A 17,321-nucleotide genomic window follows, 5' to 3' on the forward strand; every position below is an offset into this window, starting at 1 on the left:
CCACGGCTGCCGCGATTAGTATCGGCGTGTTGATCAGGCGGGAAACACTACGCCACAAAAACGACCGGTAATTTGGTTTCTGCGGTAGGAATAAAGATTTTCGTCCTCATAGGTACACAGCTTAGAAATGAAATCTACCTGCACGCCTGCTTCTTGCAACTGCGAGTTGGCACTAGCCCGCAAATCAAGGCCCGGGCTACCCCACCGCGTTACACACCACGCTGAGGGCGTCACTTCAGCCAAATCAGCACGCAGCTTCTCAGGGACCTCGTAGCATCTCCCGCAAATGCAGGGACCAACAGCGGCGTGAATTGAATACGCGGGTACGTGCTCGCTCATCATCGACACGGCCTTACGGATAATTCCCGTAGAAAGGCCCGCCCGACCAGCATGCACAGCGGCCATTACTTCCCCACCAGAGGAGGCAAATACTATCGGCACACAGTCAGCTACCATCACTGCAAGCGCGGGCAAACGCAGATGTTTGGATGCAAATTCCTCAGCCACTACGAAGATGCCATCGGCGTTGACGACCTGATCAGTACGGCCAGGCTCAACCTTATGGACTCGTGCAGAATGCGTCTGGTTCATCCACACAATCGTCCGGTCGATCTTTGCTTCGAGCAGATCTCTATTGCGCTGAACCGCCTGCGGATCGTCCCCAACATGCATTCCCGTATTAAGTGTGGCGAAAGCCGCCTTCGACACCCCGCCGGTACGAGATGTGAAGACGGCTTTAGCCCCTCCGACTGAGATCGGTCGCATTAGCGCAAGAACGGAGGAATGTCTAGGTCATCGTCTTTGTCGGAATCGTCAAAGACGCGAGGCAGTTCCAGTTCCGACGAAGGAGTCGGATCAGTGCTTACCCGCGAGGGAGCAACAGGTTCGGGCTCCACAGCCTCGGGTAGCTGCGCCCTCGAAGTGGAACGAGGGCGGGTAGGCACGTCCAGCGGAGCGCGGTGCTGCGGCCCAGAAGGCAGCGAGCCTAGATCGCGCTGCTGGCTCTGCAACGGCGCTGGCGCGGGGGTCGGCTTCGGAGCAGCTTCGGAGCGAAGAGTATTGTTTTCTTCTTCCTTCTTCTGCACATTCAGCTCTGGGTCATCAAAGCCGGCAGCGATGACAGTGACTCGCACCTCGTCGCCGAACGCTTCGTCGATAGAAGCACCGAAGATGATGTTTGCTTCCTCGTGCGCGGATTCGCGCACCAACTCGGCAGCCTTCTGGATTTCGAACAGGCCCATATTGGACCCACCCTGGAAGAACAGCAGCGCTCCGTGGGCACCTTCGATCGAAGCTTCCAGCAGCGGAGAAGCGATAGCCATCTCGGCAGCCTGGACTGCACGATCCTCGCCACTTGCGGTACCAATGCCCATAAGAGCGGAGCCCGCATCCTTCATTACGGACTTGACGTCAGCGAAGTCAACGTTGATCAAGCCCGCAGTGGTGATCAGGTCAGTGATCCCCTGTACGCCCGACAGAAGCACATTGTCGGCGCTACGGAAGGCATCGAGGACGGAAATATTCGGGTCGGAAATCTTCAGAAGGCGATCATTCGGAATGACGATCAAGGTGTCCACTTCGCTGCGCAAGTTCTCGACGCCAGCTTCGGCCTGCCTAGAGCGCATCCGCCCTTCAAAGGTGAACGGGCGGGTAACAACACCGATGGTAAGCGATCCAAGCTCGCGCGCGATGCGCGCTACTACGGGTGCGCCGCCGGTACCGGTGCCGCCGCCCTCGCCAGCGGTCACGAACACCATGTCAGCACCCTCAAGGGCGTCGCGAATGTCCTCAGTGTGGTCCTCAGCAGACTTCTGCCCAACAGATGGGTCCGCTCCCGCGCCGAGTCCGCGTGTCTCTTCGCGCCCAATATCGAGCTTCACATCAGCATCGGAGGTCAGTAGCGACTGCAAATCTGTGTTGATCGCAATGAACTCAACGCCAGCAAGACCAGCTTCGATCATTCGGTTCACGGCATTTACGCCGCCCCCGCCGATGCCTACAACTTTGATAGTTGCAAGATAGTTCTGAGGAGATGCCACCTCGGCCCCTTCCCTTTCATCCAACCCTCAACCTCAACTGAAGGTTGAACGTTATGTCATATTTCCGGTATCTGTCACGTTATTAGTCTGGACAACCCAATGCCTGGCACCGCTTCGGCGTGTTGCGACACCCAATAATTTTGCCCCCGAAGTTCAGCTAGTAACCGGCCTCGCGGGATCGGTTAAATCGTACGTAGAAGCGTTACGCTGCGCCAACACGGCAATGACTTTCGCCTTCAACTCATTATTGGATTCATCACCCCAGATGATCGTGGCACCAGAATCCAAAACTAGCGAAATACGGTCCGCATTAGCACCGTCGATCTTGGTCACTCGATCCATAATCTGAGTAGGCACTGCCGGGATGATCTTCGCCATAGCCGAAGCCGTCGCTGCTCGGTCCGCTCCCGCGGGCAACGATATTTCCTTCAGATTCTGCTCCCCTGCAGGGGCAAACGCGATGCCTTTCGAATCAACAAGTTTGGCATCGTCGCCGCTACGTTCAATCCCAATCGGAGTACGCAACTTCAGCTGGAGTTTCACTCCATGCAAAGGCGACCTGTGCACCTGCACGTTGGCTATCCGAATATTAGAGCGCGCAATAGCCTTGGCCATAGCCGCAGTATCCAACCTAGGTAGTGGCACGCCCTTGAACGGTTCCGTTGCCTTCACTACCTGAGCCGAAGGAACCTCCTTGGAAGCGCCCTCCACCACTGCGGCACTTGGCCGGTACTGAAGGAGAGGCGAGAAAAAGGCGAGCCCAACAATCAGCGCCACCAGGACTATAGCGCCTAGAACCGACCCCAGGTAGAGTCTTCTTCTACGTTTTAGTGCCCTAGACCGCTCTGCCAGCCGCGCCGCCAGCTCATAGTTGACCCTTGCCCTCACAACAATTCCAAAATCACACTGGCCATCGTCGTTACGTCCCCGGCGCCCACCGTGCAAATTAGATCGCCAGGACGCGCCTTGGAAACCAGGTAGCGGGCCCCGTCCTCTAGAGAATCGGCAAGGTAAGCCCCCGCAAGCTTGTCCCCAATCAGAGAGGAATCTACGCCCTCAATCGGATCTTCGCGGGCGCCATATATAGGTGCCAGGGCCACTTCGTCTGCTCCCCTAAGCGCCTTCGCGAACCGGTCGGCAAAATTCCTTGTTCGCGAATACAGGTGAGGTTGGAACAGCAGAAGCACTCGCCCTTCTGTCTGTTCGCGTGCCTGCGCTACCAACGCGGCCACCTCGGTCGGGTGATGGGCATAGTCGTCACGCACCTCTACCCCACCAGCGGTTCCCTTATATTCGTAGCGGCGCCCAGTGCCCGTAAACGCTTCCAAGGCCCGCACCGCTTCCTGGGGGGCGAAGCCGGCAGATACCAGTACTGCAAAGGCTCCCGCAGCATTTAGCAAGTTGTGCTTTCCCGGAACCTGCAAATGGACTTCGTATGTTTGCCCCTGCCAGGTGAAGGAGTCCTCTGCTACCAGGACATGCTCACCCTCAACCGGTGTTGTGCCGTAGGAAATATGGCGCAGATGACTGCCGACACTTTGCCCAAGTGCGCGCGCGCCCTCGTCGTCAGAGCACGTCACTAGGGTGTCTGAAACAAGGTTAGAAAACTCTACAAACGCCTGTTCAAAGGCTTCCTTTGAACCGTAGTGATCCAAGTGATCTGGTTCCACATTGGTCACCAGAGCAATGGTTGGCTTGTAGTTCAAGAAAGACGCGTCAGATTCATCAGCTTCGGCGACAAAATACTTGCCCTTGCCAAGATGTGCCCCGGAACCGAATCCGCTGACTATTCCGCCTACTGCAAATGACGGATCCGCCCCAAGCTGCGAGAGTGCGACAGCGAGCATACCGGAAGTGGTGGTCTTGCCATGGGCTCCAGCTACCGCAATAAAGTCCATTCCTGCCGCCGCCAAGGCAAGTGCTTGCGAGCGGTGAATTACCTTGCACCCAAGTTCGCGAGCCCTAGCGAGCTCAGGGTTGGAGTCACGTACCGCTGTCGAAACCACCACGATCGAATCGGGGGTGACTGCAGCAGGATCGTGGCCTACCTGTGCGTTTATGCCTAGCCCACGAAGGTGGGCGATGTTGGCTGAATCCTTCTGATCGGAACCGCTCACCTGCTGGCCACGGTCGAAAAGCAATTCAGCAACTACGGACATTCCGGCGCCGCCGATTCCTATTAGGTGAAAATGGCTCATTTCTCTGCAACTCCAAAAGCAATATCTGCCACGCGCTGGGCGGCATCTATCTGTCCAAACCGCTGTGCTGCCGCACTCATTTCCGAAAGCTTCTCGGAATCGTTCACAAGGCTGAAGACTTGGTCCACTACCGTGGAGGCATTCAAATGCTTGTCTTCGATAATCTGGGCGCCGCCCCCTGCTACCACATCGGCAGCGTTCAGCTTTTGTTCCCCATTGCCGATCGGCAAGGGCACGTAGGTTGCAGGCAGCCCCAATGCTGAGATTTCACACACTGTGCCCGCCCCTGAACGGGCAAGCACCATGTCCGCGCAGGCAAAAGCATCCTGCATATTTGAGCAGTATTCCAGAACTTTATAGTCAGGCGCCTCGCCGACCGTCTCGGCTACCGCCTGGCTCTTCCCCTTTCCTGCTATATGCAGGATCTGAATGTTGCCCCTAGAAGAAGCTGCATTTGCCACGGCTTCGTTTATACTCTTTGCTCCCAAAGAACCGCCGGTGACAAGAAGAGTCTTCTTCTGCGCATCCAAGCCGAATTGCGCCAGCGCGTTGGTTCTAAGCTGTTCTTTAGTTTCGGGATCCAGCCGAGCTTTAGCCAGCTTTTCAATGGACTCTCGCAGGGGCAGTCCTGTTACCTCGGTAATACCCTTACGGGCGGATAACGGGGTGGATGGGAAGGTCAATGCCACTCCCTCTGCCCATCTCGCTCCTAGACGATTGGCTAGTCCGGGCCGAGCGTTCTGCTCATGAATCACTACTGGCAGGTGAAGTCGGGCAGCGGCCACGTAGGCGGGAGTCGAGACGAAGCCGCCAAAACCAATCACAACGTCTATTGACTCATCAATAAGGGCCTGCCTGCAGATTCGCAGTGCCTCACGCATGCGCGGGGCAAAGAAGAACAGGTCCTTGCCGGGACGCCTGGGGGCGGGCACCTTAGGAATCTCGATCATCCTTATTCCAGCCTGTGGGAGCAGGTCTACCTCCAGCCCTTTTGCGGTACCAAGTGCAATAACCTCGGCCCCCGCAGCACGCAGCTTCTGCGCCGTTGCAATAAGCGGGTTAATATGCCCTGCAGTGCCGCCACCGGCAAGTAGTACCTTCATTTCTTCGCCTTTCTGCGTCGCCCAACAACGGCGATAGTCCGCTTTATTGACGCTTCTCGTGCCATTAGTACCTCATTTGCGCCCGGTTCAGCGCGCGCACACGAGAGCATGATCCCCATAGCGATTAAACATGCCACTAATGCCGATCCACCAGCTGAAATAAATGGTAGCGGGACGCCAATAACCGGAGATATTCCAACCACGACACAGATGTTGAGCAACGCTTGCAGCCCAATCCAGGCCATTGTGGAGGCAGCGGCGATACGGATGGAGTTACTACGGGCCCGTCTGGACAGACGCAGCAGGGCCCATCCGAGCACTGTGTACAGAATAATTACGGACAAGGTCCCAACCAGTCCGAATTCCTCACCTAGGATCGCATAAATAAAGTCGGACTCCGCCTGCGGCAAATAGTTCCATTTCTGTCTGGAAGCACCCGGTCCGACCCCCGTAATGCCACCTGTACCCAGGCCGAGTTTGGCACGCAAAGGCTGCAGATCAATGCCCTGTTCATCTTTGGGCGCTCCGGGTAAGAATGCGCGAATGCGCGCTCGTCGCGAAGACGAGGACGTGGATGCGACAGCTACTCCGAAAAATGCCGCCAGCACCAACAGACCAATCTTCTTCCAGTGCAGTCCGCTGATGAACAATATTGCCCCTACGACACCGCCGACTACCAGGGTCGTACCAAAGTCACCACCCACCATAATGGCCGCCATAGACCCAAGTGTCGGCCAGGCCAAGTAACGCCCGATTGATGCCCAATCGGATAGGTCTACAATGCGGTGACCGATAATTGCCGACATGTGCATTATCAGGGCAACCTTCAAGAACTCGGAAGGCTGTACGGTACCGATTCCGGGAATAGCAATCCAGTTCTGATTACCACCGATATTCTGGCCAAAGGGCAACACCAGTAGCTGGAAGCCTATTGCCGCAACTAAGACTGTTGCAGAAACCTTCGGATTGAAATACAGCTGCGGCCTAGCTTTCGTAGCCAGCCACATTAGAAGAAGGCCCAAGATAGCGTAAGTAAACGGTTTGAAGAAAGCTAGGAAGGGGTTATCTTGCCTAGACAGCTCCCCAATAGAGGAGGCCGAAAACACCATGATCAGGCCGACCCCGGTCAGCAGCAGAGTCGAAATCAAGATCATGTAGAAGGTGAGAACCGGGTTGGTTCGCATCTGTTCTTGTACTACCGCTCGAGTCGAATCTATGGTGTCGTCGTCAGAGACTACCCTTATTCGCGGCAGCTTCAGCTTCGCTCTTAAGGACACTTAGTCCTCCAATCCCGCCACCGCCTGGGCGAACAGGTCGCCTCGCTCTCCGTAGTTGGTGAATTGATCCCATGAGGCGCATGCGGGAGCCAAGATGACAGTATCTCCGGGGCGCGATAGCGCTACGCATTCGTGCACTACAGACCCCATTATGTCGTCTGGCGGCTCGCACTCGACCACGGGAACATTGGGGGCCTGAGTTTGCAACGCAGAGCGGAGGGCTCGCCGATCCTTGCCAATCAGTACAACTCCGCGCAGAGTAGGTGCCACCGCTGCCACTAGTTCGTCAAAGGACTGGCCCTTGGTGTCTCCGCCTGCAATCCAGACTACTGACGAGGGCGGCATTCCGGCCAACGAGATCTTCGCGGCGTGGGCGTTGGTCGCTTTCGAATCGTCGATCCAGGTGACGTCTCGAGCTGCACCTAACAGGGTGCGCCGGTGTTTCACTGCCTTGAAGTTACCGAGGCCTTTTGCCACGGAGGAAAAGTCCACTCCTAGAGAGCGAGAGAGGCCGGCCGCTGCAAGCGCATCGGCCAACACCGGATGCGTAATGGGGCCACCGGTCAAGTGACGTAAGTTGTCGAAGGTGAAAAGTTCGGTGGCCTCGCTCCATCGGTTAGCGATGAACGCGCGGTCAAGCGCAATATCGTCCACCACGCCAATTTGCCCTACCGCGGGAGCTGAGAAAGACAGGCCTATAGCTCTGCACCCCTCAACTACGTCCGCGTTATCCACCATTTCCCGCACGCTAGTGTCTGAAATGGGTAGCAGACAGGCCTTGCGAGTGCGCTCGTAGACCATAGCCTTGGCCTGTTTATAGGCTTCCACGCTGCCGTGCCAATCCACGTGGTCTGATGCGACGTTCAGGCAGATCGACGCGTGAGGAGAAACGGTGCTTGTTGAATAGAGCTGGAAGGAAGATAGTTCAACCACGAGGGCGTCGTAACCGCCCTCGGCAGCTTTCAGCACAACGGGAGCGCCGACGTTACCTACTGCGTACGCCTGCCGCCCATCTGCACGCAGGATCGCCTCGGTCATGCTTACAGTGGTGGTCTTCCCGTTCGTGCCGGTTACTGCCAGCCAAGGCGCGTCGTCTTTGCGACCGGCTTGCAGCCGCCAGGCTAATTCGACCTCTCCAAGGATTTCCCGTTCGCTAAGGAGTGCCCCCTGATAGATAGCGCTGGCAGGGGGAATTCCCGGGCTCACCACTACCTGTTCCAGCCCAGCATCCGCAATTTCCTGCTTCACCTGCTGCGAAGAAGTGGCATGGATTTTCTGGACATTCTTTGGCAGGTCGGCACTTTCTAGTGCCTCCTGCGAACCATCGATTACCGTGACCTCGTGTCCAAGGCTAGAAAGAACCTCCACCGCAGCGAGTCCGGACTTGCCGACCCCTGCTACCCCAATCCGGGAGCTCATATCCTCAATACCCATTCTGCGTAGAAAATAATTGTGCCGATGATGCCAAAGAGGCCGGCGATGATCCAGAAGCGCACAACGATCGTAACCTCTGGCCATCCAAGGAGCTCAAAGTGGTGATGCAAGGGAGCCATTTTGAAGACCCGCTTACCTGTGAGCTTGAAACACCCCACCTGGATGATGTCCGAAAGAACAATGATCACAAATAGGCCACCGATAACGACCGCAAGGAATTCGGTCCTGGTCAAAATGGACATGCCAGCAAATGCGCCGCCCAGTGCGAGCGAACCGGTATCTCCCATGAAAATCTGGGCCGGAGAGGTGTTCCACCACAAGAACCCGAAGCAGGCTCCCACGATAGCTGCCGCAATGATAGCTATATCTCTGGGGTCGCGTACCTGATAGCAAGCGGCAATATTAGCTGGGTCGGATCCGGGGCATTTCTGGTAGAACTGCCATACCGCAACGAGGGCGTAAGAACCGAAGGCGAATAGCGAGGCTCCCGTAGCCAATCCGTCCAGGCCGTCGGTCAGATTTACCCCGTTAGACCAGGCCGCAACAATGAAGTTTACCCAGATTACGAATGCCAGTATCACCAGTGCGCCTATTCCAAGTACTTTCAGCGATACCGAAGTGTCACGCACTACTGAAATTGCCAACGAGGCCGGCCGCACTCCCGTATGGTCCGGAAATGCGTATGCGCCGAGGGCAAACAGGGTGCCTACTGCCAGCTGTCCAACGAACTTCGCTTTTGCGTTTAGGCCAAGGGAACGTTGATGGGAAATCTTAATGAAGTCATCCAGGAACCCAATGACGCCCAGGCCAATGAAGAGGAACATGAGCAGTACTGCGGACCAAGAAGGTCCATTTCCGCTAACCAGCATCGATACCAGCCAGCCCACAGTCGCAGCACCGATAATAACGATGCCACCCATGGTGGGAGTCCCTCGCTTCATGTAGTGGCCCGTGGGCCCATCCTGCCGAATGAACTGCCCGTACTCACGCGCCCGCAGTACACGGATCAGCGCTGGAGTGCCTAGCAAAGAAACAATTAGCGCGACACCACACGCACTAATTAATGCGAGCACGCGTTTTCCTCCTTTAGAAGTTGATCTGCCAGGCGCCACACGCCCGACCCGTTAGACCCTTTGAATAGGATCACGTCCGCGCTAGCGGGCAGATCCTTAATCAGGCTAGCCGCTTCATGGTAGTCGGCGGCGGAGATAGTCTCGGCGCGTTCGGAAACTGTCTCTAGCAACGGTTTCGCTCCCTGCCCGACAACGACCACGACGTCTACCCCATTTGCAGCCACTACTTTTCCGACCTCGCGGTGAATATCATCCGACTGCGGACCAAGTTCAAGCATTTCGCCGAGGACGGCTATTTTCCGACGACCCTTGCCGATTTTAGCGAGGGCGCCAAGAGCTGCCTTCATAGAATCAGGGTTGGCGTTGTAGGCATCGTCGATCACGATTGCACCGCTCTCTAGATGCCGCACATCCATGCGGTGCGGGGAAGTGGCTTTAGTACCGGCGCACTTAGCAACAGCCAGTTCCAGGGGAATTCCGGCAGCTACTGCGCCGGCAATAGCCGCCAACGCGTTAGAAACATGGTGGGCTCCTACTAGTCCTAAGGAGAGTTCACTGTGGGTGCCGTCGTGATGCACCGTGAAACTTGCCCTGTCATTGCTATCGACCTCTACCCCGCTCGCATAGAAGTCGGCCTGTTGACCAGCTGCGAAGGTTAGGAGCTTCTTGTCCTCACTCAGGTATTTAGTCATCTCGGCTACACGGGAATCGTCAATGTTGAGGACGGCTACTCCCCCAGGAACCAACCCGCCAAGCAGCTCAGCTTTTGCTTGGGCCACAGCTTCCTGAGAGCCGAAGCCACCAAGATGGGCCCGTCCTACCAACAGCTCAATCGCCACATCAAGCGGAGCTATCGAAGTTAGATATTCAATGTGGCCAACGCCCGAAGCACCCATCTCTAGCACCAGGTAGCGAGTACCTTCCGGTGCCGACAAAACGGTACGCGGCAGTCCGACCTCGTTATTGAAAGATCCCACCGGAGCCGTGGTTGGCCCCGCGGCGCGACAAATCCCCGCCAGCAAATCCTTCGTAGTGGTTTTCCCTGCGCTACCGGTAATGCCGATCACAGTGACGGGGCCTGCCTCGCGCAAGTTGCGCAGGTGGAAGGCCGCTGCCTGCCCGTAGGCATAGGTCACGTCGTCGACCTCAATGACGGCAATCTTCGGATCGAGGTCGAGTGCCTTCTGTGCGTTCTGAGTGACTACCGCCCCAGCACCCGCGCCTGCGGCCTTGGGAAGATAATCCAGTCCGTCGTTCTGTTCCCCAATTCGGGCGAAGAAAACCCCACCGGCCTTCGCTTCCCGCGAATCGGTCGTAGCATCCAGCAGTGTCAGCGCCGCATCCGAATCACGGACGAGTACGCCCCCTACCGCGTCTGCCAACGCCTTTGCATCTAACGTCATAGTTGCCATTGTATGTGCCTCTTTATAGGGCAGTTATTTGGTATTCGCTTCTATTGGGTAAAGTTTCGGTGCTTCAGTGGATGGTTTCACACCCAGCATTCTTAGCGCTGCCCCTGTGACCTCTGAAAACACGGGTGCGGCGACAACACCGCCGTACACCGAAGTTTGCGGCTTATTTAACACTACGGAAACCGCTACTGCCGGTTTTTCTGCAGGAGCAGCTCCAACGAAGGAAGCTACTACTCCCCCCGAATCGGCTCCTCCCAAAATTTCGGTAGTACCGGTCTTTCCGGCGGTGCGGTAGCCGGGAACCTTTGCCAGCTCGGCGGTACCATCCGAGCCGGTCACCGATTCCATCATCCGCATCAAAGTCGCGGCAGTATCGGGTTCCATAGCGCGGGTTGCCTTAGGGGTATCTGTCTTATGGACCACTCCGTTTTGATCAGTCCACGAGTCTACGATGCGCGCTGGGATGCGTACTCCCCCGTTCGCTACAGTTGCCATCAACTGGGTTACCTGCAGCGGAGAAACAGCAATGCCCTGTCCGAACATGGTGGTATACCGCTGCCTTCCATCCCACTCCTGCGGGGTAGGCACAAGGCCGCCCGTCTCTCCGGGCATCTCAATTCCTGTGGGCTCGCCCAGGCCTAGCTTCTTCATCATCTGATAACGCGACTTATCTGAGACCAGGTCGCCAATCTGAACAGTACCTACGTTGGAAGATTCCGCCAAGACCCCAGAAGCGGTCAGGTTTTGGACGCCATGCTCATGCGAGTCCACAAACTTTTCACCATTTTTCATAGTGATTTCGTATGGAATCCGGAAAGTAGACAGTGGAGTAATTTTTCCCTGGTCTAGTGCGGCCGCAAACGTTATCAGTTTGCCGGTGGAACCGGGTTCATACACCGACTGCACAACCCGCGACTTGGTAGATTCAGATTTCTCGCGAGCATCCATAGGAGGCAACGCTCCCGAGTCCGCTAAAGCCAGCACCCGTCCCGTAGCTACTTCCATAACTACAACGGTCCCCCAGGTAGCACCTGTTTTCTTTACTGCATTGTCCAAGCTAGTTTGCGCCTGCTGGTTGAGGTCTGCATCCAAGGATAGCTTCAAGCTCTGGCCAGACTGGGCTTCCTTCGTGGTCTCGGCACCGTCGGGAATAATCTGTCCGGTGGGCGCGATTTCGACAGTGCGTTCCCCGTCTTTGCCACCTAAGACTCCCTCACGGGAAGCTTCGATGCCGGCCGCACCAACGTTCTCTTGGTTCACGAACCCGACTACGGTCGAGGCGGTATTGCCTGCCGGGTAGGACCGCAAGGTGGTTGTTTCGGAGGTGATTCCTTCAATCTTTAACTCTTTGATCTTACGCCACTTCGCAGGTTCCACATTCCGCGCAATGATCTGATAGCCCGAATCGGCAACCAGCATGCCGCCAAGTTCTGCCCTATCTTGCTCCAAGATGGGCGCGAGTTGTCTGGCTGCTTCGACAGGACCGGTACCCATGACCTTTTCCCTGGCATCTGGTCCCTCGGCAGCCCGAGTGTTGGTGATGACCTTCCCAGCTGAGTTCACGACCTCTTTATGCACGTAAGTGCGCAGCAGGTAAGGGTTGGCAACAACGTTATACCGCTGCGTCGAGGTAGCAAGAACAGTACCCCGAGCATCTAAAATCTTCCCGCGTTCAGCACGGATCGGATAGGTTACAGTGCGAAGCTTGGCTGCCTGCGAGGAGAGTGAGGGCCCATCGATCACCTGAATCTTAATCAAGGCCAGCGAGCAAATGCACATGCCCGTAGCCAAAAAGACCACAAGCCACCTAGTGCGATCCACCCCTGCGAATCGCTTTAGAACACGGCGCCAAAATTTTCCTCTTGCGGCCACGCCTACTGCGCTGCCTTGCCGCCCTCGATCTGCTTAGAACCGAGGCTTATGTATCCTAACTCCACGGCTGGAACCATACCGTGAGACACCGCGAATTGGCGTAACGAATCGGGAGAAGACAAAGACTCGACCTGAACCTGCAATTCCTGATTCGCTTCCTCAACTTTGTCCAGCTCGATCTGATCTTCATGCATGGAGTAGGACAGCATAGCCATCTGCGTATTGATAGCCATAGGAACCACAATCAAAGCTAAGAGCGCTGCGACTACGCCACCCCAGGTAAGTATCGGGGTTTTTGCCGGCGCAGAGGTTTGCACTACCGAAAGGATCGGCCTGGCAATCCGACGGGGCCCTTTACGAGGGCGACCAAGTGCGGCCTGAGTCATGACCTTTACCTTCCTTCACTAATGCGTTCTATGGCGCGCAACCGAACTGGTGCGGAACGCGGATTTGTCTTCTGCTCTTCTTCATCGGCCTTTTGCGCTCCAGAGAAGACGAGGTTGAAGTTTGGAGCTAGTTCTGGTGGAACTACTGGCAAGTCGGGCGGAGCCTGAGAGGTGCTAGCCTCTTTGAAGGCAGCCTTAACTATTCGATCTTCCAAAGATTGGTATGCCTCCACAACCAACCTGCCACCCACATTCAGGCTGTTCAGGGCCGCGGGGATAGCATCCTCGAGGATGGACAATTCGTTGTTTACGGCTACGCGTAGAGCCTGAAAAGTCCGCTTCGCAGGATTGCCCCCTTTCCTTCTGGCGGGAGCAGGTATGGACGCGCGAACCAAAGCTACTAGTTGCCCAGACCGTTCTATAGGCTCGCTTTCGCGCTTTTTCACGATTGCGCCAGCTATCTTGGCAGCAAATTTTTCTTCGCCGTAGACCCGCAGAATCCTAGTCAGTTCCTGTTTGCTAGCTTCTTGCAACAGTGTGGCAGCGGATTTCCCCTGCGATGTATCCATGCGCATGTCTAAGTACGTGTCGCGGGAGTAGGCGAAGCCGCGATCGTCCTGATCTAGCTGGAAGGAAGATACTCCCAGGTCCATCAATATCCCATCGACTTTTCCGCCAGCCTGATCGGCGACATCGCCAATTCGATCGTAGGTGGTGTGAATTGGAGTAAAACGGTCCCCGAAGGGCGAAAGGCGCTCGCCAGCAATCTGCAAAGCCTGCTCATCTCGGTCTATCCCGTACAAACGGACCTGCGGAAATTCTTTCAAGATGGCTTCGCTGTGGCCACCCATGCCAAGGGTGCAATCTACAAAAACGGCACCATCGTGAGCCGCTGGTTCCAGGAGTTCCAGACAGCGTGCAACCATTACCGGCACGTGTCCGTATTCCTTAGCCATGTAGACCGCCTTCCGTCAGGCCATAAGCTTGGATCCCCTCCGCTCTCTGAAGCCGGGGAAGTGGCCTCAGAAATCGGAGAGAAACCGAACCTATGCCCCTAGAACAAACCTGGGATTACCTCTTCAGCAGTGTCCGAGAACGCCTGCTCATGTTCCGCTAGGTACTTCTGCCAAGAAGCTTGATCCCAAATCTCGATTCGAGATCCGGCACCAATCACCGTTACGTCTCGCTTCAACCCCGCATAGGTGCGAAGTAACGCGGGAATGGTGATTCTTCCCTGCTTATCCGGTTTGTCGTCCATCGCTCCCGAGAGCATGATCCTGACGAAATCTCTAGCCTGCCTACTGGAGATAGGCGCCCGGCGGAGCTCTTCGTACATGTTTGCGAATTCCTGGGAGGTGAACATGTATAAGCAGCGATCCTGGCCCCTGGTTAGGACCAAGCCGTTTGAAAGTTCCTCGCGGTAGCGGGAAGGCAGAATGAGGCGCCCCTTGTCATCGAGCTTTGGCTCAGCTGTACCAAGGAACACACGCACCTCCTCACCGCTGAGCTCCACTTTACTCCACAATCAACCACATTGTGAAGCTAATCCTCCATTTTTCGCATTTCTGCCTAGATCAAACATCTACTGAACAGCTAATTTACCGAATGGAGTGAAGTGGAGTAAAAATCCATACATAGTGGAGGACGACTGGCCACCCAGAGGGGTGGCAGTTAAAAATAAAAAGAGGGGAAGACTCTGCGTCTTCCCCTCTCTACGAAACTACTTACTAGTAGCGGCCAGATTCGCCCTGACCGCGGCGTTCCCATTTTTGCTGTTGCTTCTTCATAAAAGCAGATGAGGATGCACCCCTAGCCGTCTTTCCAGAAAGCTTCGCAACAACTTTTCTGTTCCAAGGCAGGGTGATTCCAAATACCATTACCAAGAATCCAACTACCGCCAGCGCCATGGCCGGCCACGTATACCCGAGTGACACCGCAACCACAATGATCACCAATCCAAGAAGTGTCACGACACCCATAGCTGCCATAACCCTAGGAGGCGTCTTCCTTGGTGAGTTAGGAGCCTCTTTCGCCATGGCGGCATCGAAGGAAGGATCGCCCTCGCGCAGCTGGGCTTCCAAATCCGCAAGGACCTGCTTTTCGTAGTCAGACAGTCCCATGACACCTTCCTTCGCTATAAATGTGTCTTCACTCTCAGGATAGAGCATTACCGCCCTATTTCCCCAACTCGTTCCTTTCCTTCCGGTCACCCAGCAGCGACGCGGGCCGCAAAGCGCTGGCGCCAAATCGGGCCGCAATTCCGTCCATCGCACTCTCGGCTGCCCGGCGCGTATCTTGGCCGTCGATGGTTAGCTGTATTCCGACCTCTGCCGAAACTAGCCCTTCGACACGCAGACCAACCAGCCTATAGCCACCGGTTGGCAATGGCACAGAATGCGCCAAAGTGCGCGCCACCTTATAGATATCTGCACCTAGATCAGTTGCCGGCACGGTTTTTGACCTAGTCACTGTTCTAAAGTCGGCACCGCGCAACTTGACCACGATTGTCTGCCCCTGCCATTTTGCGGCGCGTAGCTTAGCAGCGCACTCGTGTGCCTGCGCTAAAAGCACTTCTTCTAACCTAGGGAATGCGGTTACATTTTGTTCGAAGGTAACCTCAGTACCGATCGACTTTTCGGGGCCGCTCTCGCCTACCTTTGACGCATCAATTCCCAAACTAATCTGTGCCAGTCTTGCCCCTGCCGCTTTTCCTACCTTGCGCTGCAGATCAGACTCGGGAACCTGCGCCAACTGGCCAATAGTACGAACGCCAGACCGCAGCAAAATCTCTTGGACCCTCTTTCCCACTCCAGGAAGTGCACCTACGGGCAAATCATGTAGGAACGCGGACACAGCGGTATCTGGAACCAGTAATATCCCGTCGGGCTTCGCATGCGAGGACGCAATTTTTGCTACCAATTTCGAGGGCGCAATGCCTACCGATGCCGCAATCCCCAGTTCGGTTTTGATGCGACGGCGAAGAGCAATTGCGATCTGCGTGGAGGAGCCAAATATCTTTCGGACTCCAGACACGTCCAGGTAAGCTTCATCCACGCTTACCTTCTGAAACGCAGGAGTATAGGAAGACAAGATCTTCATTACCTCGGCCGACACCTGGGAGTACACCCCTTTGCGGGTGGGCAACACCACCGCCCTGGGGCAAAGGCGAACTGCACGCGACACCGGCATGCCGGCATGCACGCCGTAGGCCCGCGCTTCGTAGGTAGCAGAAGTGACTACGCCCCTGTTCGAGTGCCCACCGACAATCAGAGGCTTTCCTACCAGTTCCGGATGATCCAGCAGTTCGACGGAAGCGAAAAAACAATCCATGTCGACGTGCAAGATATTGGCATGCGAGTCGTCTTTTCCCCACCCATGCCTGGCACTGGCTAGCCTAGGCGAATTAGACATTACTTAGGCTGATTTGCTGGGGCCATCTACCGGCCCATCAGCGCGGTGACGCCCCTTCGGCTTAGGTGGCACTGCAGTCTGGCCCTGGTCGGCACGCTGCTGGTCGGTATTGCGCAAAAAGTCTTCGAAACGCTCGGCAAGATCGTCCCCGCTGGGGATTTTCACTGGTGAATCGGAAACTTGCAATTGCGAAATATCCAACGAATCGACGCGCTGCTCCAGTTGGGCGATGACGCCGCCAATCTCAGCAGATTCCTGCACTTCCAGGTCAAGCCTCTTTGAGAGCATGTCAGAAGCGGCAGCCAAATCACCAATTGGCAAATCCAGTCCAGTAAGATCGCTGATTCGCGAAATTAACGCTGTTGCTGCAGCCGGGTAGTCAGAGTCCATCACGTAGTAGGGCACCCCTACCGTAAGACCAATGGAATCGATCCCCTGCTGCCCCAGGCTGTACTGCAGGAACATTCCCATGGAAGCGGAAAACTGCATGGTGCCGATTTGCTCGTCTTGCGGAGGCAGTAGATCCGGACGCGTTCCAGTCTGGTTCACTAGCGGAGGACGCGTGTGCGGAGTGGCAGCTGGCAACCCCAGGACGTTAATAGCGGTCTCGACTCCCACCTCTTTGGCATACTCGGATACCACTTGGGCGAACTCATTCCAACGCAGATCCGGCTCAGGCCCGTGCAAGATCAAGATTTCTTGTCCCGAATAATCGGTAACCTTGTCGATGGCGATTTCAGGAGGCTCCATATCCGTTACAGTCCATTGGGACAAAGTCGCCAAGGGACGGCGGGCACGATAATCGACAAGTTTGTCTGTATCGAAAGTCACTACGCGCTCTGCCTGCAAAGATGGCAGCAATTGTTCTAGCGTAAGCCGGCCGGCGTGTCCCGCATCAATAGCGCCATACATGTGGTGGAGCATAACCCGCGAGCGCACCGGCACATCAGAGATCTGAGAGATTAGCTCTGTCATTTTTACCTCCACCTTCTTTAGCTATTAGCCTATATGTTCTGTCTGACAGTTGATGTCCCAACATGACCAACTATCATTTTGGTCTGACACAATAGGTTAACTTTCAATCTGTCTAACAAGAAACTTACTACCGTTATTCCA

At 55.8% G+C, this 17,321-nt stretch carries 16 protein-coding genes; all 16 read right to left on the reverse strand.

The features are described from left to right. Positions 1–33: 33 nt before the first annotated feature. The 16 genes from pgeF to AC1EKG_RS01465 all read right to left on the reverse strand — a co-directional run bounded on the left by pgeF (position 34) and on the right by AC1EKG_RS01465 (position 17,180). Positions 34–765, reverse strand: coding sequence for a peptidoglycan editing factor PgeF (gene pgeF, locus AC1EKG_RS01390; RefSeq protein WP_004804870.1), 732 nt, complete (start codon positions 763–765; stop codon positions 34–36). Continuing rightward, complete coding sequence (gene ftsZ, locus AC1EKG_RS01395) at positions 765–2,039, reverse strand: cell division protein FtsZ (protein ID WP_040314630.1); 1,275 nt, start codon at positions 2,037–2,039, stop codon at positions 765–767. The genes pgeF and ftsZ overlap by 1 nt, the downstream gene beginning before the upstream one ends. 153 nt (positions 2,040–2,192) lie before the next feature. Then, positions 2,193–2,927: a cell division protein FtsQ/DivIB gene (locus tag AC1EKG_RS01400; protein ID WP_004804867.1), complete on the reverse strand. Its 735-nt coding sequence runs from the start codon at positions 2,925–2,927 to the stop codon at positions 2,193–2,195. Further along, entirely contained in the window at positions 2,924–4,237 is a 1,314-nt protein-coding gene (murC, locus tag AC1EKG_RS01405) for a UDP-N-acetylmuramate--L-alanine ligase (protein WP_004804866.1), read from the reverse strand. Before murC ends, AC1EKG_RS01400 begins: the two co-directional genes overlap by 4 nt. Beyond that, positions 4,234–5,340: an undecaprenyldiphospho-muramoylpentapeptide beta-N-acetylglucosaminyltransferase gene (gene murG / locus AC1EKG_RS01410; RefSeq protein ID WP_004804863.1), complete on the reverse strand. Its 1,107-nt coding sequence runs from the start codon at positions 5,338–5,340 to the stop codon at positions 4,234–4,236. The genes murC and murG overlap by 4 nt, the downstream gene beginning before the upstream one ends. Beyond that, on the reverse strand, positions 5,337–6,617 hold the full coding sequence (locus AC1EKG_RS01415) for an FtsW/RodA/SpoVE family cell cycle protein (protein WP_004804862.1): 1,281 nt from the start codon (positions 6,615–6,617) through the stop codon (positions 5,337–5,339). The genes murG and AC1EKG_RS01415 overlap by 4 nt, the downstream gene beginning before the upstream one ends. Then, complete coding sequence (gene murD, locus AC1EKG_RS01420; protein ID WP_040314627.1) at positions 6,618–8,051, reverse strand: UDP-N-acetylmuramoyl-L-alanine--D-glutamate ligase; 1,434 nt, start codon at positions 8,049–8,051, stop codon at positions 6,618–6,620. It abuts the gene before it with no gap. Next, positions 8,033–9,124 (reverse strand): phospho-N-acetylmuramoyl-pentapeptide-transferase, encoded by a 1,092-nt coding sequence (mraY, locus tag AC1EKG_RS01425; RefSeq protein WP_102201948.1) that lies wholly within the window; start codon positions 9,122–9,124, stop codon positions 8,033–8,035. Before mraY ends, murD begins: the two co-directional genes overlap by 19 nt. Further along, positions 9,112–10,536 (reverse strand): UDP-N-acetylmuramoyl-tripeptide--D-alanyl-D-alanine ligase, encoded by a 1,425-nt coding sequence (locus AC1EKG_RS01430; RefSeq protein ID WP_004804856.1) that lies wholly within the window; start codon positions 10,534–10,536, stop codon positions 9,112–9,114. The genes mraY and AC1EKG_RS01430 overlap by 13 nt, the downstream gene beginning before the upstream one ends. A gap of 24 nt (positions 10,537–10,560) precedes the next feature. Next, positions 10,561–12,408 (reverse strand): peptidoglycan D,D-transpeptidase FtsI family protein, encoded by a 1,848-nt coding sequence (locus AC1EKG_RS01435; protein ID WP_048707508.1) that lies wholly within the window; start codon positions 12,406–12,408, stop codon positions 10,561–10,563. Positions 12,409–12,410: 2 nt separating this feature from the next. Then, on the reverse strand, positions 12,411–12,794 hold the full coding sequence (gene ftsL / locus AC1EKG_RS01440) for a cell division protein FtsL (protein ID WP_004804852.1): 384 nt from the start codon (positions 12,792–12,794) through the stop codon (positions 12,411–12,413). A gap of 5 nt (positions 12,795–12,799) precedes the next feature. After that, positions 12,800–13,750: a 16S rRNA (cytosine(1402)-N(4))-methyltransferase RsmH gene (gene rsmH / locus AC1EKG_RS01445; protein ID WP_004804845.1), complete on the reverse strand. Its 951-nt coding sequence runs from the start codon at positions 13,748–13,750 to the stop codon at positions 12,800–12,802. A 98-nt stretch (positions 13,751–13,848) separates the two neighbouring features. After that, entirely contained in the window at positions 13,849–14,280 is a 432-nt protein-coding gene (gene mraZ, locus AC1EKG_RS01450) for a division/cell wall cluster transcriptional repressor MraZ (protein WP_040314625.1), read from the reverse strand. Positions 14,281–14,521: 241 nt separating this feature from the next. Beyond that, complete coding sequence (locus tag AC1EKG_RS01455) at positions 14,522–14,962, reverse strand: DUF3040 domain-containing protein (RefSeq protein WP_081499136.1); 441 nt, start codon at positions 14,960–14,962, stop codon at positions 14,522–14,524. Positions 14,963–14,969: 7 nt separating this feature from the next. Continuing rightward, entirely contained in the window at positions 14,970–16,205 is a 1,236-nt protein-coding gene (gene dinB / locus AC1EKG_RS01460) for a DNA polymerase IV (RefSeq protein ID WP_004804842.1), read from the reverse strand. A 3-nt stretch (positions 16,206–16,208) separates the two neighbouring features. Further along, positions 16,209–17,180 carry a PAC2 family protein gene (locus AC1EKG_RS01465; protein WP_004804840.1) on the reverse strand — a complete coding sequence of 324 codons (972 nt, stop codon included), beginning with the start codon at positions 17,178–17,180 and terminating at the stop codon, positions 16,209–16,211. Positions 17,181–17,321: the final 141 nt, after the last annotated feature.

This window comes from Winkia sp. C0117E2, assembly GCF_056590455.1.